Origin of the sequence: Desulfoferula mesophila (assembly GCF_037076455.1) — a bacterium.
Lineage (GTDB): Bacteria > Desulfobacterota > Desulfarculia > Desulfarculales > Desulfarculaceae > Desulfoferula > Desulfoferula mesophila.
Genome location: NZ_AP028679.1, coordinates 1,352,587 through 1,366,552, shown reverse-complemented (window position 1 = coordinate 1,366,552; position 13,966 = coordinate 1,352,587). Strand labels below are relative to the sequence as shown.

Annotated in this window: 11 protein-coding genes; all 11 read right to left on the bottom strand. The window is 64.8% G+C overall.

All coding sequences use genetic code 11. The annotated features are described in order from the left end of the window. Nucleotides 1-2: 2 nt before the first annotated feature. The gene (locus tag AACH32_RS05990; protein ID WP_338605874.1) at nucleotides 3-593 is read right to left on the bottom strand and encodes a TetR/AcrR family transcriptional regulator; all 591 of its coding nucleotides are present in this window, start codon (nucleotides 591-593) and stop codon (nucleotides 3-5) included. Between the two features lie 195 nt (nucleotides 594-788). Continuing rightward, complete coding sequence (locus AACH32_RS05985; RefSeq protein ID WP_338605873.1) at nucleotides 789-2,345, bottom strand: class I adenylate-forming enzyme family protein; 1,557 nt, start codon at nucleotides 2,343-2,345, stop codon at nucleotides 789-791. Nucleotides 2,346-2,661: 316 nt separating this feature from the next. After that, nucleotides 2,662-4,299 (bottom strand): class I adenylate-forming enzyme family protein, encoded by a 1,638-nt coding sequence (locus AACH32_RS05980; protein ID WP_338605872.1) that lies wholly within the window; start codon nucleotides 4,297-4,299, stop codon nucleotides 2,662-2,664. A 13-nt stretch (nucleotides 4,300-4,312) separates the two neighbouring features. After that, nucleotides 4,313-5,059, bottom strand: coding sequence for an ABC transporter ATP-binding protein (locus AACH32_RS05975; RefSeq protein ID WP_338605871.1), 747 nt, complete (start codon nucleotides 5,057-5,059; stop codon nucleotides 4,313-4,315). A 2-nt stretch (nucleotides 5,060-5,061) separates the two neighbouring features. Next, entirely contained in the window at nucleotides 5,062-5,826 is a 765-nt protein-coding gene (locus tag AACH32_RS05970; protein ID WP_338605870.1) for an ABC transporter ATP-binding protein, read from the bottom strand. Further along, nucleotides 5,823-6,827 (bottom strand): branched-chain amino acid ABC transporter permease, encoded by a 1,005-nt coding sequence (locus AACH32_RS05965; protein ID WP_338605869.1) that lies wholly within the window; start codon nucleotides 6,825-6,827, stop codon nucleotides 5,823-5,825. Before AACH32_RS05965 ends, AACH32_RS05970 begins: the two co-directional genes overlap by 4 nt. Continuing rightward, on the bottom strand, nucleotides 6,827-7,699 hold the full coding sequence (locus tag AACH32_RS05960; protein ID WP_338605868.1) for a branched-chain amino acid ABC transporter permease: 873 nt from the start codon (nucleotides 7,697-7,699) through the stop codon (nucleotides 6,827-6,829). Before AACH32_RS05960 ends, AACH32_RS05965 begins: the two co-directional genes overlap by 1 nt. A gap of 108 nt (nucleotides 7,700-7,807) precedes the next feature. After that, nucleotides 7,808-9,079 (bottom strand): ABC transporter substrate-binding protein, encoded by a 1,272-nt coding sequence (locus AACH32_RS05955; protein ID WP_338605867.1) that lies wholly within the window; start codon nucleotides 9,077-9,079, stop codon nucleotides 7,808-7,810. A 343-nt stretch (nucleotides 9,080-9,422) separates the two neighbouring features. Further along, nucleotides 9,423-10,709, bottom strand: a complete 1,287-nt coding sequence (locus tag AACH32_RS05950) for an ABC transporter substrate-binding protein (RefSeq protein WP_338605866.1) — start codon at nucleotides 10,707-10,709, stop codon at nucleotides 9,423-9,425. Then, nucleotides 10,684-12,072 (bottom strand): sigma-54-dependent transcriptional regulator, encoded by a 1,389-nt coding sequence (locus tag AACH32_RS05945; RefSeq protein ID WP_338605865.1) that lies wholly within the window; start codon nucleotides 12,070-12,072, stop codon nucleotides 10,684-10,686. The genes AACH32_RS05950 and AACH32_RS05945 overlap by 26 nt, the downstream gene beginning before the upstream one ends. Next, nucleotides 12,065-13,912 (bottom strand): ATP-binding protein, encoded by a 1,848-nt coding sequence (locus AACH32_RS05940; protein WP_338605864.1) that lies wholly within the window; start codon nucleotides 13,910-13,912, stop codon nucleotides 12,065-12,067. The genes AACH32_RS05945 and AACH32_RS05940 overlap by 8 nt, the downstream gene beginning before the upstream one ends. Between the last annotated feature and the right edge of the window lie 54 nt (nucleotides 13,913-13,966).

Genomic DNA, 13,966 nt, shown 5'->3' with positions numbered 1-13,966 from the left:
GCCTAGGCCTTTCCCCGGGGCCGCAGGATGCCGCTCCCGAAAATTTCCCAGAACATTTCGGACAGCTCCGCCGGGCTGACCCGGCCTTTGGGGCGGTACCAACGGAAGGTGTAGTGCACCATGCCGAAAAAGGCGAAGGCGGCCACGCTGGAGGGGATGTCCTTGAGGCGGCCCTGGTCGCGCAATTGGGCGAAGATTTCTTCCAGCGCGGCCAGGTAGCGGCGCTCCTTTTTCTCCAGGACCTTGCGCAGGCGGGGTTCCAGGTTGTCCACCTCGTTGACCAGCAGGGCCAGGCGGTCCAGGTCCTTGGCGTAAAAGCGGGTGTAGTAGCGCATGAACTCGGCCAGTTTTTCCTCGGGGTCGCCCTCGCCGGCGCACAGGGCCTGAATCTCGGCCAGGGCCTCGGTGATGTAGTCGTCCAAGAGCTGGTAGAGCAGATCCTGTTTGGAGTCGAAGTAGTGGTAGAGCGAGCTCTTGTTGAGCCCCAGGGCCTCGGCCAACTCGCGCAGGCTGGTGGCATGGTAGCCCTGGGCCGCGAAAAGGCGGGCGGCGGCGTCGTAGAGCTGTTTTTGGCGTTCACGGCCTTTGGGCATCGAAGGCATAAAATCTACCGTCCGGTCGGTTTGTTTTGGCAAGGTTAGCCTCATCGGCGGAAGATGTCAAGCACAGGCCGGGTGAGGTCCCGCCGGGGCGTGAAATTTGATTATAACCAATGCCGGGTTCCAGGGGCGCGCCTTGTCGCCCGCCCAACCCGGCGTCTGTGCCCGCCGCCACCCATGAGCCAAACCTCAGGCACAAAGCTCCGTGCGCAGCTTGAACTTCAAGATCTTGCCGCTGGCGCTCATGGGCAGCGAATCCACGAACAGCACGATCTTGGGCACCTTGTAGCCCGCGATTTCTCCGCGCAGGAAGACCTTGACGTCCTCCGCCTCCAAATTCTGTTCGGTCTTTTTGACCACCATGGCCGTAACCACCTCGCCCCATCTTTCATCCGGGGTTCCGATGACCGCCGCCATGGACACGCTGGGGTGCTTGTACAGCACGTTCTCCACCTCGGCCGGGTAGACGTTTTCCCCGCCGGTGATGATCATATCCTTTTTGCGGTCCACCACGTAGATGAAGCCCTGCTCGTCCACCCGGCACAGGTCTTGGGAGTAGTAGGCCCCGTTGCGGAAATCGTTGCGCGTCTCGTCCGGCTTGTTCCAGTAACCCAGGGTGGTGCCCAGGCCGCGCACCTTCATTTCGCCCACTTCGCCGGGCGCCACCGGACGGTCGTCGCCATCCACCACCATGCTCTGCATGTCGGCGAAGGAGCGCCCGCAGGAACCCAGTATTTCCGTGTTTCCCGTGGCCAGGGCATCGGCGATGTCCTCGGTCTTGAGGATGGTGGTCTGGCCCACGGTTTCCGTGGTGCCGAAAAGATGCACCCACACGTTGCCGAAGCGCTCTATGGCCCGCTGGAAAACCACCGGGGTCACCGGAGCCCCCGCGAAAAAGACCTTTTGCAGGCTGCTGTGGTCGTAGTTATCCACCTCCGGACTCTCGAGGAGGAACAGCAGCATGGGCGTGGCCAGCATGCCGGTGGTCACCTTGTGTTTTTCCACCAGGGCCAGGAACTGGGCAGCGTCCCACTGGGGCATGATCACTGAGGTGGTGCCGCTGTACATGCCGTTCATCAGCACCACCTCGCCGGTGGCATGGAAAAGGGGCGAGGCGATGATGCCCACGTCGTCCCGGGTCATGCGCAGCTCCAGGGTGAGGCTGCGGCCCACGTGATAGAAATTGCGGTGGGTGGCCATGCAGCCCTTGGGCGAACCGGTGGTGCCGCTGGTGTACATGAGGGCGGCCAGGTCGGTTTCGCGCAGCTCGGTGGGCGGCACCTCGGAGGAAGCCGCCTCGATCATGGCTTCGTAGTGCAACCATCCGGCGGGGGTCGCATCGCGCGGGCCTATGAAGACGAACCTTTTAACGAAATCCAGCTCCCCCCGAATCTGCTCCACCTGCCCCATGAACTCATGGTTCACCAGCAGAACCGAAGCGCGGGCATCGTCCAGGATGGTGAGAATCTCCCGCGCTGCCAGGCGGAAGTTGAGCATCACCAGGACCAGGCCGGCGTTGGGGATGCTGAAATAGGACTCCGCGTTCTCCATGCTGTTCTTGCTCAGAATCGCCACCCGATCGCCCTTGCTCAGCCCCAAGTCCAGCAGGGCGTTGCCCATGGCGCGGGTGCGCCGGGCGAACTCCAGGAAGGAATATTGCCGGTCGCCTTCGATCAGGGCGGTTTTTCGCGGGTTGTATTCCAGGTTGCGGTCCACGACCGTGCGCAGGGTGCAGATGTCGTCCATTAGCCGATCCTCCGATAATTGATGTCGCCGCCCCGGAGGTGGTAGAGGGGTCTGTGCTTGGTGGAGAAATCGTGCTGAAGCGTGCTGGGTGTCTCCCGGAACTCCCCGCCCCTTGGCGCGAGCCAGCGTTCCGCAGAACTTGGGCCGCGCCTGGTCCGCCCCATGGGGGCAGAGCTTTGTCCGGCATTGGCGGCCAGGGGCGGGGATGGCATAAAATCTACCGTCCGGTCGTTTTATTTTCGGAAGATTAAACTCCCCGGCGGGAGATGTCAAGCTATACTTGCCATCCCCGCCGGGGTGCTATGAAATTATCGGCTTAGCCCGCGCGGCGCGAGGCTTCCTCGCCGCGAATGTCGCGCCTGAGCAGCTTGCCCACCTTGGACTTGGGCAGCATGTCGCGGAATTCGATGTATTGCGGCACCTTGTAGCCGGCCAGGCGCTTGCGGCAAAAGGCGATGAGGTCGTAGCCGGTGATGCCCTTGATGTCCTTTTTGAGCACCACGTAGGCCTTGATGCGCTCGCCCACCTTTTCGTCGGGGATGCCCACCACGCACGAAGCCACCACCGCCTGGTGGTCTTGCAGCACGCACTCGATCTCCGAGGCGCTGACCCGGTAGCCCTTGTGCTTGATGGTGTCCACGGTGCGGTCCACGAAATACAGATAGCCCTGCTCGTCCTGGCGCACCACGTCGGCGGTGCGGTAGAACAGCTTGCCGTCCAGTTCCACAAAGGCCTCGGAGGTCTCCTTGGGCTTGTTCCAGTAGGAACTGACCATGGGGTCCGAGTGCACCAGCATCTCGCCCGGCTCCCCCGGCTCCACCGGGGTAAGGAAGGCCGGGTCCACGATGCGTATCTCCTTGGAGGGCAGCACCAGGCCCATGGAACCCGCGGGATTGGGACGGTCGGCCGGGCTCATGGCCACTCCGCCCACCGTCTCGCTGGCCCCGTAGCCGATGTAGATGGGCCAGCCGAAGCGCTCCAGCCAGCGGTTGGCCACGTCCTGGGGCAGCACGTCGCCGCCGCAGAAGCAGTATTTCAGGGAACTGAGATCGTATTGATCCAGGCGGTCGTGCTCCAGGATCATGCGGTACAGGGCGGGCACCCCCACGAAGGTGGTGGCCTTGTGGGTGGTCACCGCGTGCATCATGGCGTCCAGGTTGACCTTGGGTTGCAGGATGATGGTGCCGCCGTGCACCAACACCGTGCCCAGGGCTGTGGTCTGACCCAGGATGTGGAACAAGGGGGCCGAGCCCAGCACCATGTTGTCTTGCACCTCGAACAGGGCCGCGCTGGTGGATATCTGCTCGTCGGCGCACTCCAACAACAGGCGGTGAGTGATGGGCACCCCCTTGGGGTGACGGGTGGTGCCGCCGGTGTAGATGATCTCGGCGATGGCGTCAGGGTCGGCCTCGGCCGCTGGGGGTTGGCCCCCCTCCTTCATCAGATCGGTCAAGAGCACCGTGCCCTCGGCTCCCCGGCCCACCCGGCCCTTGGGCACCTTGTCAAAGGCCCAACCGAAGAAGCGCTTGTAGCCGGGCAACACGTCGGTCATGCCCGAGACCACCACCGTCTTGAAGGGGTGCTCCTTGCGCACTTTTTTGACGTAGCCGTAGTTGCGGTCGCTGCACACGATGGCGTCCGCCTCGGTGTCCCCGGCGATATAGGCCACGTCGAAGGGGGTGTAGATGGGGGTGATAGGCACGGCCACCGCCCCGGCCTTTTGCACGCCCAGCCATGCGATGAGCCACTGCACGCTGTTGGGCAGATACAGCATCACCCGCGACTGGGGCCCCACCCCCCGCTTGACGAGCCCGGCAGCGAAGCTGTCGGCCATTTGCTTGAGGCGGGCGTAGGTGAAGGCGGTGCCCAGATACCAGGCCGCCGTTTTATTGGGGTTGAGCGCGACTACCCTGTCGAAGGTCTGGGGTATGTTGGTGAATTCCACCAGCTGCATAAGGCTCTCCCTGTTAGACGCCGAAGTAGGCGCTTTTGATCTCGGGGTTGTCCATCAGCTCGGGCCCCGGCCCGGTGAGGGTGAGCATCCCGTTCTCGATGACGTAGGTGAAATCCAGCCAGGGCAACAGGGGACGAGCGAACTGCTCGGCGATCACCAAAGTGACCCCGGTGTGGCGCCGCACGTCCTTGATGGCCCCCACCACCTGGTTCTGCATGGCCGGGCTGAGCCCTAACAGGGGCTCGTCCAACAGCAGCAGCTTGGGCCCCACCATCATGGCCATGCCGATGGCCAGCATCTGCTGCTCGCCGCCGGAGAGGAAGCCGGCCTTGCGCTTGCTATGCCGCTTAAGGTTGGGGAACAGGTCGAAGCTCAGCTCCACGCCCTTTTTCACGTCGGCCCAGGTGCGCAGATAGCCCGCGATCTTCAAGTTCTCCACCACCGTGGAGTCCGGGAAGATGGGATGGCGCTCCCGGCACAGGACGATGCCCGCTTGAGCCCGGCGATAGGCCGGCAGCTTGCTGATGTCCTCGCCCATGAACGAAACCTCGCCCATGACGGTGATGCGCTCGCCGCCCCGGCGCTTCTCCTTAATCAACATGTCCCAGATCAGGCCGCTCAGGGTGTTCATGAGGGTGGTCTTGCCCGCGCTGTTGGAGCCGATGACCCCCACTATCTGGCCTTCGCGCACCTCCATGGACAGGTCGTTGACCGCGATGGCGTTTTCGTAGAAGACGATTAGGTCCTTGACCGTAAGCACGTTTACTCCTCCGCCTCGCTGCCCAGATAGGCGCCCTTGACCTGGGGATCTTCCATCACCTGGGCGGGCTCGCCCTCGGCGATCTTCTGGCCGAAGTTCAATACGATGACCCGGTCGGCGATGCGGAACAGCTCCTTGAGCCGGTGTTCGATCATCACCAGGGTCTTGCCTTGGTGCACCAGCTTTTCGATCACCGGCACCAGGGAGGCCACCTCGGCCAACGACAGGCCCGAGAAAAGCTCGTCCAGGACGATCACCTCGGGCTGCAGGGCCATGCACTTGGCCAGCTCCAGCCGCTTGAGATATCCGTGGGGCAGGCTGGCCGCCTGGTGGGAGATGACCCAGGAGTCCCGCTCGAAGCCCACCTCCTCCAACAGGTCCTTGGCCATGGCGTCGCGGTCGCCGTAGCGGCCGCCGGCCAGGCGGCGCACCCGGGGAGAAAGCAGGGCCACGTTGAGGTTCTTGAAGGCCGGAAGCTGATAAAAGGGTTTAACCATCTGGAAGGAGCGGGCGATACCCAGATCGGCCACCTTGTAGGGCGGCGAACCGGTGATGTCGTTGCCCTCGAAGATGACCTTGCCCTTGCTGGGCTTGACGAAACCGGTGAGCAGGTTGGCCAGGGTGGTCTTGCCCGAGCCGTTGGGGCCGATGACCCCCAGCACCTCGTTGCGCCGAAGGCTGAAGCTCACCCCGTCCACCGCCTTTACCCCGCCGAAGTAGCGCGACAGGTTCTCCGCCTGCAAAATTATTTCTTGGTTGTTATTCATCGTTCCACCCCCACCCAGCGCTCAAACTGGTTGTACTTGCGCGACAGGTAGTGGAAAATCCCCTCCGGCAGCCCCACCGTGAACACCACCAGTATCACCGCGTAGATCACCACCCTGAGGCCTCCCAGCCCGCGCAGAAGCTCGGACAGGGGCACCAGGATAAAGCTGCCCAGCATGGGGCCGGCCAGGGTGCCCATGCCGCCCACCGCCACCGAGGCGATGGGGATCATGGAGTAGTCCAGGGCGAAAACCGGCATGCCCACGAACTGGTAGGCGTGGGTCATGAAGGCCCCGGCAAAGGCCCCCACCGCCGAGGACATGAACAGGGCCTGGGCCTTGTAGTGGTAGATGTTCATGCCCGCGCTCATCACCGCCCGGTCGTTGTCGCTGATGCCCTTGAGCAACAGGCCGTAGTCGGTGCCCATCATGCGCCGGAAGCCGAACAGGGCCACGAACACCGCCACCGCGGCCAGCCAGAACTCCAGGTTGTTGCTGCCCAGGGTGCTCAGCCCGCTGATGCCCTCGGTGCCCCCGAAGATCTTGGTGGCCTCGATCACCCGCTCGATCATCATGGGCAGGATCAGGGTGACCATGGCGAAGTAGATGCCCCGGAGGCGCAGCACCGGCAACAGGGCCACGGTGCACAGCACGCCCCCGCCCAGGGTGGCGATGGGGATGGTGAGCCCCGGCGGCAGGCCCAGGTAGTGATTCAGGGTGCCCGCGATGTAGGCCCCCACCCCGAAGAACAGGGCCTGGCCCAGGGAGACCATGCCCGCGGAATTGAGCAGGTCCCAGCTTATGGCCAGCAGGGCGAACATACAGGTCGATATCAGCACCCGCTCCCAATAGGGCCCGGCCACCAGGCCCAGCACGAACAGGGCCACCACCGGCACCACCCGGGGGGCGGCCAGGTAGAGCATTTCGCGCCAGGAGGTGAGGACGAACACATCGTCGCTGCGGACCTTGATCCCCCGGTCTATGCGCTCTTTGCGTTGTGCCATCAGATGCGCTCCTCAAGCTGCTTTTGGTGGCCAAAGAGCCCCGAGGGCTTGATCACCAAAATGGCCAGGATGGCCACTAGGCTGACGATCATCATCCAGCTCGTCTCCAGGTAGGTGGAGGTAAGTATCTGGGCGAAGCCGATCAGGAAGCTGGCCACGATGATGCCCACCGTGCTGCCCAGGCCGCCCACGATGCACACCGCCAGGGCGTTGACCAGCACGTTGTAGCCCTCGTTGACCGCGATGGTGCCCAGGGGCAGGATGACCAGGGCGGCCAGGGCCCCGTAACCCGCGCCAAAGGCCACGGACAAGGCGGCCACCTTGTCGCCGTTGATGCCCAGGGTCAGGGCGGTGCGCTCGTCCTGGGCGATGCCCCTGAAGGCCAGGCCGGTCTTGGTGTAGTGGGTGAAGAACCACAGGAAGGCGGCCAGCAGGATGCCGGTGGCCACGATGCACAGCCGCTGGGCGTCCACGTAGGTGTCGCCGATCATCACCGAGGCGTCGATGATGGGCGGCAGGGTGTACTCGAAGCCGATGAAGCCCAGGGAGCGGAACAGCTCCAGGATGGCCAGGCCCACGCCGAAGGTGGCGATGACCTCGCTGACCACCAGGCCGCGCACCCTGAGCAGGATGAACCAGTAGATCATGGCCGCCACCGCCCCCGTGACCACCACCGCCAGCGGGGCCGCCACCCAATAGGGCAGGCCCAGGGAGTGCAGCCCCAGCCAGGAAAGGTAGCCGGTCATGATGTAGAGAGCGCCGTAGGCGAAGTTGGCCACTCCGCTGATGCCAAAGGTGACCGAGAAGCCCAGGGCCACCAGCATCAGGATGACGCTGTTGATGAAGCCGTATATCAGGGTGCCTTCAAGCATGGTTCGCCCGTACCCCGCCGGCGGGAGAACCCGCCGCCGCTAGAGTTTTTGGGGAAGGGGCCGGGGGGGGGAGCCACGCCCCCCCCGGCTATGCGATCACTGGGATGGCTACTTGGCCGCCTTCATCCCGGCGGGCAGCTTGATCGTGCCCTCGGCGATGGCCGGGGGATAGACGATGAGCCGCTTGCCGTCGTCGGTCCACTGGAAGAAGCAGCCCAGGGCTTCCTTCTGGGGATCGTTGCCGTAGATGAGCTGGTTGCCCTTGCTGAACTTTATGTGACCCATCACCCCCTGGGCGTCGGTGGCCTTGAGGGCGGCCACGATGGCGTCCGGGTCCAGAGAGCCCGCCTTCTCGATGGCCGCCTTGAGCAGGTACACCGAGGCATAGGACGGGGCCGGGCCGTGACCGGCCTCCAGGGGCACGCCGTACTTGGCCTGGTAGGCGTCATAGTACTTCTTGGAGGGCGGGTACTTGGCGCTGGGGATGTTGCCCAACTCGAAGATGGCGTTGAGCGCGCCGCCGATCTTGCCGTCAAAGGTCTTCCAGGCGCCGGGGCCGGTGAGGGGGCTGATGAAGCCGGCCATCAGGGCCGGGACCTTCATGGCCTTCCACTGCTTGACCAGGATGCCGCTTTGGGGCATGTCGAACACCGGCATGATCACCTGGGCGCCGGCCATTTTGGCCTTCATCAGGGCCGGGGCGAAGTCGCTGGCGCCGGTGGGGAAGGTCTCATGGCCCACCACCTTCCACTTCAGCTTGCCCTCGAAAATCTTGGTCATGATACCCGCGGTGGCCCGGGCCCAGGCCACGTCCTGGTTCATGATGAACACCTTGTTGAAGCCGAACTCCTTGCCCAAAAAGCCCATGACGCCTGCGATGTAGCCCACGAAGTACTTGGCGTCCAGGGAGACGCGGAACACGTACTTATACTTGGGGTCGCTGGCCACCTTGGCCTCGGTCTTGGGGCTCATGGCGATGGTGCCCAACAGAGGCACCTTGTGCTTGGCCAGCATGTCCATGCCCGCCAACAGGGCCTCGGAGCGGAAGGGACCCACTACCAGGGCGTTGGGCTTTTTCTCCAGGATCAGTTTTTCAATGCCCAACAGGGCCTCGGGCACCGGCACGCCGGGCGCGGCGTCGCGGATGTCGATGGATTCCACCACGAAGGGCAGCATCTTGCCGCCCACCTTGACCCCGCCCGCCTTGTTGATCTCATCCACGGCCAATTTGACCGAGTTGTTGGCTTCCTTGCCTTCCAAGAAGTTCAAGGAGGTGGGTACCCCGATAACGATTTTGTCCGCCGCCAAGGCCCCGGTCGGCGCCAGGAACAAGGCGGTCAGGAGCAGGGCGACGGCCGTCAAGCAGGTCAACTTCCTCATCTAAAGTCCTCCCCGTTAGGTTTGGTGGAGCGTCAGGCCCCATACCAAAAAATTGCGCCACCCCATTCCCCTGCTGCCGCTGCTCGCTGCGCGGGGTGTGACTCGACACAATTGCAAGTTGTGGTCCAACCAGTCGCTATCCGGGTAACTTACAGATATTTATATGTTTATTACGAATACAGTAAAACGGACCATGCCGTTGGTGTTACCCGGGGTAACACAAAAGCCGCCCCTAGGAGGGCTTTCACCGGGCGTGAAGCTATTTCGTCGCGATTTCCGAGATGTTAAGGGGGGTAGTTACCATTGGTAACGGAAACCAGGCGATTGTGTCGAATGGTAACAGCTAGGGCATGGGCACAAAGGCGGGCAGTTCAATATCTCCTTCGGCGATGGCCGGAGGGAACACGATGCGCCGGGCGCCTTGGGGGGTCCATTGGATCACCGCGGCCAGGGCCTCGCGCTGGGGGTCTTGGCCGAAATAAGCCTGATGGTCGGGGTGGAAACGCACCCGGCCCATGCAGCCCCGGCGGTCGGTGGCCTCCAGGGCCTTGACCAGGGCGGCGGGTTCCAAGCTGCCGGCCCGCTCCATGGCATTGGCCAGGATGTACACCGACTCGTAGGAGGGCGCCGGGCCGTGGCCCGACTGGACCTCCCGCCCCCAGCGGCGCTGAAAGGCCCGGTAAAAGGCCGTGGCCGGGGGATAGCGGCGGCTGGGCAGGTTGCCCAGCTCGAAGATCACGTTGAGGCTGCCCGCCACCTGGCCCCGGTAAGCTTGCCAGGCCTCGGAACCCACCAGGGGGGAGACGAAACCGCAGAGCAGGGCCGGCACCTTGAGCCGCCGCCATTGGCGGGCCAGACGGCCGCTGTGGGGCGAATCGAAGATGCACAGCAGCACCTGGGCTTTTTGGGCCCGCGCCTCTTCCAGGGCCTGGGAGAAATCCCCCGCCCCGCTGGGGAAGCTTTTCTGGCCCAACACCTGCCAGCCCGCCCGGCGGAAGAACAGGCGGATCATCCTGGAGGCGGTGGTGCGAGCCCAAGCCACGTCCTGGTTGAGGATGTACACCCGCTTGAAGCCGAAGCGCTCCTCCAGAAAACGCATGCTGCTGGTGAGGTAATCCACCAGGTAGCTGGTGTTGAGGCTCACCCGGAAGAGGTTGGCGTAGGCCGGGTTCTTGAGCACCATGGCCTCCGAGGCCGGGGTCATGGCGATGGTGCCCAAGAGGGGGATCTTGCGGCGGGCCAGCAGGTCCAGGGAGTTGAGCAGCACCTCGGAGCGGAAAGGCCCCACCACCAGGGCGTTGAGCCGGGGATTTTGCAGGAAGCCGCCCAGGGAGGCCACCGCGTCTTCCACCGCCACGCCCAGGGCGGCCCCCCGCAGGTCGTGGGGAAGCACCTTGAGGGGCAGGCGCCGCGGGCCCAGGCGCACCCCGCCCGCCGCGTTGATCTCCTCCACGGCCAGACGCACCGCCATGAGGCTCTCGCGGCCTTCCAGCAGGGTGAGGCTGGTGGGCACCCCCAGCACGATCTCGCCGGGCTCGGAGGCGGGAGCGGCCCACGCCGCCCCGGCCAGGCACCACAGCCCGGCCAGCAGCAGCAGCGCGGCCCTAGTCCTGACTCTCGGCCAGGCCATAACGCTCCAGTTTTTCATAGAGCCCCTTGCGGGAGATGCCCAGGCGCTTGGCGGCCTGGCTCTTGTTGCCCCCGCACTGGGCCAGGGTCTTTTCGATGAGCTCGCGCTCCATGTCCTTGATGGTGGCCCCCTCCTCGGGCAGGCCGCTGATGATGCCCCCGTCCGGCGATTCGGCGGCCTCCTCCTCCCCCAAAAGGTCCGAGAAGTCCTCCAGGCCCAGGCGCTGGCCCTTGGAGAGGATCACCGCCCGGGCCACCACGTTTTCCAACTGGCGCACGTTGCCCGGCCAGGGGTGCTCCATCAAGGCCTGCATGGCCCGCGAACTGACCCCCAGCACCGGCTTGGAGTAGCGCTGGGACATGCGGTCCACGAAATACTCCACCAACAGGGGGATGTCCTCGCCGCGCTGACGCAAGGGCGGCAGGTCCAGGCCGATCACCTCGATGCGATAAACCAGGTCGCCCAGGAACTTGCCTTTTTCGATCTGCTGCTTCAAGTCCTGATTGGTGGCGGCAAGCAGGCGCACGTCCACCCGCCGGGGGGTGTTGCCTCCCACCGGCTCGAAGGTGCGCTCCTGCAAAAAGCGCAGCAGCTTGGCCTGCAGGGCCAGGCTCATATGGCCGATCTCGTCCAGGAACAGGGTGCCCCCGTCGGCCAGCTCCAGGCGGCCTTTCTTGTCACCGGCGGCCCCGGTGAAGGCCCCCTTCACGTAGCCGAACAGCTCGCCCTCCAAAAGCGACTCGGTGAGGGCGGCGCAGTTGATGCACACCAGGGGCCCGGTCGTCCGGGGGCTCTCGGCGTGCAGGGCCCGGGCCAGCAGCTCCTTGCCGGTACCGGTCTCGCCGTGAATGAGCACCGAGGCGTCGGTGGGGCCCACGGTGCGCACCAGGTCGAACACCTTGGCCATGACCGGGCTGGTGCCGATGATGCCGTGGAAGGAGCCCTCGGCCTCCACCCGGCGTCGCAGGGTGGCCAGCTCCCGGGACATGCGCCGCTGGCGTATGGCCTTGTCCAGGACAATGGACAGCTCCTCGTAGTCCAGGGGCTTGAACAGGTAGTCGGCCACCCCCTGCTTGAGGGCCTCCACCGCCGAGCGGGCCGTGGCGTGGGCGGTCATGATGACAAAAGGCGGGGCGTCGCTCTCATAGCTCATGCGCCGGAACAGGTCCAGGCCGTTCATGGCCGGCATCTTAAGGTCGGCCAGCACCACGTCCAGGTCCGGATGGGAATGGTATTGGTCCAGGGCCTCCTCCCCGCTGGTGGCCGTGAGCACCTCATAGCCCTCGTCGGCCAGGATGGCCATGAGTACCTTGAGGGCGTTGATGCGATCATCCACCACCAATATCTTGCGGGGGCTATCCAACGAGTTCCTCCCGGTCCGGCTGGGCCGCGGGCCTATAGGGTAATTTTATTATAACCGTGGTTCCGTGGCCCGGGCGGCTGCGCACTTCCAACTCGCCGCCGTGGCCCTGCACGATGCCCAGGCTCAGGGTGAGCCCCAGGCCGGTACCCGCGTCCTTGGTGGTAAAGAAGGGATCGAAGATGCTGGCCTGCTGCTCCGGGGTGATGCCCGAGCCGCTGTCCTCCACCGCCAGGCGCACCTGCCCCTCCACCCCGGGCAGGGGACGCTGCCAGGTGGTGGAGAAGGTGATGTATCCCCCCTCGGCGGGCAGGGCGTCCATGGCGTTGATCAGCAGGTTGACCAGGACCTGCTCCATCTGGTGGGGGTCCAAGAGCACCAGGGGCAGGGTTTCGTCCAACAGGTCGTGAAAACGTATTTCGCGCTTTTCCGCCTCGGCCCTAAACAGGGCCTGCACCGACTTGACCAGGCCGTTGAGATCGGTGGGCACCGGCTGAGGCGGGGCCTGGCGGGCGAAGTAGAGAAACTCGGTGACAAAGCGGTTCAGGCGCTCGATCTCCTCGCAGACGATCTTGCCGTACTCGCTTATCAGGGGGTCGTCGGCCCGCCGCCGCTGCAGGTGCACCATGGCCCCCTGCATGGCGCTCAGGGGGTTTCTGATCTCGTGGGCCACCCCGGCGCTGAGCCGCCCCAGGGAGACCAGCTTTTCGCTGCGCACCAGCTCGGCCTGGGTGCGCTCCAGGTTGCGGTTCATGCGGTTGAAGGCCCGGGTCAGCTCGCCCAGCTCGTCGCGGGAGGTGACCGGCAACTCCTCGGCCGATTGGCCGGCGGCCAGGCGCTCGGTGGCCGCGGCCAGGCTGCGCACCGGCTTGAGCAGGTTGTAGGAGAGGATGCTCACGCCGGTGACCGCCAGGATCAGGGCGATGACCATCACCTGGATCACCCGGTCCTGGATGGCGTCGGCCTCCTGGCGAAACTCCTTCACCGGAATGGTGGCGGCCACCGACCAGCGCAGGGTGGGGATAGGGGCGAAGGCGGCTACCTTTTCCTCGCCCTGGAAGCGGTAGGTGCGCCAGCCGGTGTTGCCGGAGACCATGTCGGCCACCAGGTGGCGCAGGCTGTCCGGCCCCGCCTCGGGCCCCAGCTCATAGGGGCGGGCGTGGGGATGGGCGATGCTGCGGCCCTCTTGATTGAGCAAGAAGGCGTAGCCCCGCTGGCCCACCTTGATGGTCCGCACCATCTCGGTAATGCGCGAGAAGTCCAGGTCTATGATCACCAGGCCGGTGAATTGGTGCCAGGGGCTGTCCGTGGGTCTGGCGCAGTGCATGACCAGCCCGCCCAGCTCCGGATTCTGCTGCAAGGCCGAAAAATAGGCCCCGCCGGACAGCGGGCCGCGCGCCGCGGCCAGCAGGGAAGCCTCAGCTTGCCCCAGGGAAGGGTCTTTTTGCCCCCGGCGCACCTTGATGAGCTCCCTGCCCGCGGCGTCCACGTAGCGCAGCTGCCAGTAGAAGGGGGTGCGGGCCAGAAAGTCCTGGAACAGGCGCACGATGTTGTCGCGGTTGAAGCCGGCCTCGGCCTTGAGGCGGAAGGAGCGGGCCAGGTTGTAGTCCTCGATCAGGGGCAGTCCGGTGATGGTGGTCAGGTCGATGCGGCAGGAATGCAGCACGTCGTCGATTTTCTTGGCCGCCGCCTCCACCTGCACCATCTGCTCCTGGCGCACCAGGCGGTTCACCCGCTCCACCGAGGCCTGGATGGAATAGTAGCCCACCACCGCGGTGGGCAGCACCACCAGGGGCAGGATGAAAAGCAGCAGTTTGTAGAAAACCGAGGATTTGAGTTTCATCGCCGCCGGCCCGGGCCCAAGGGGTCCGTCTTCAGTTGCCGGGAGGCCGGACGA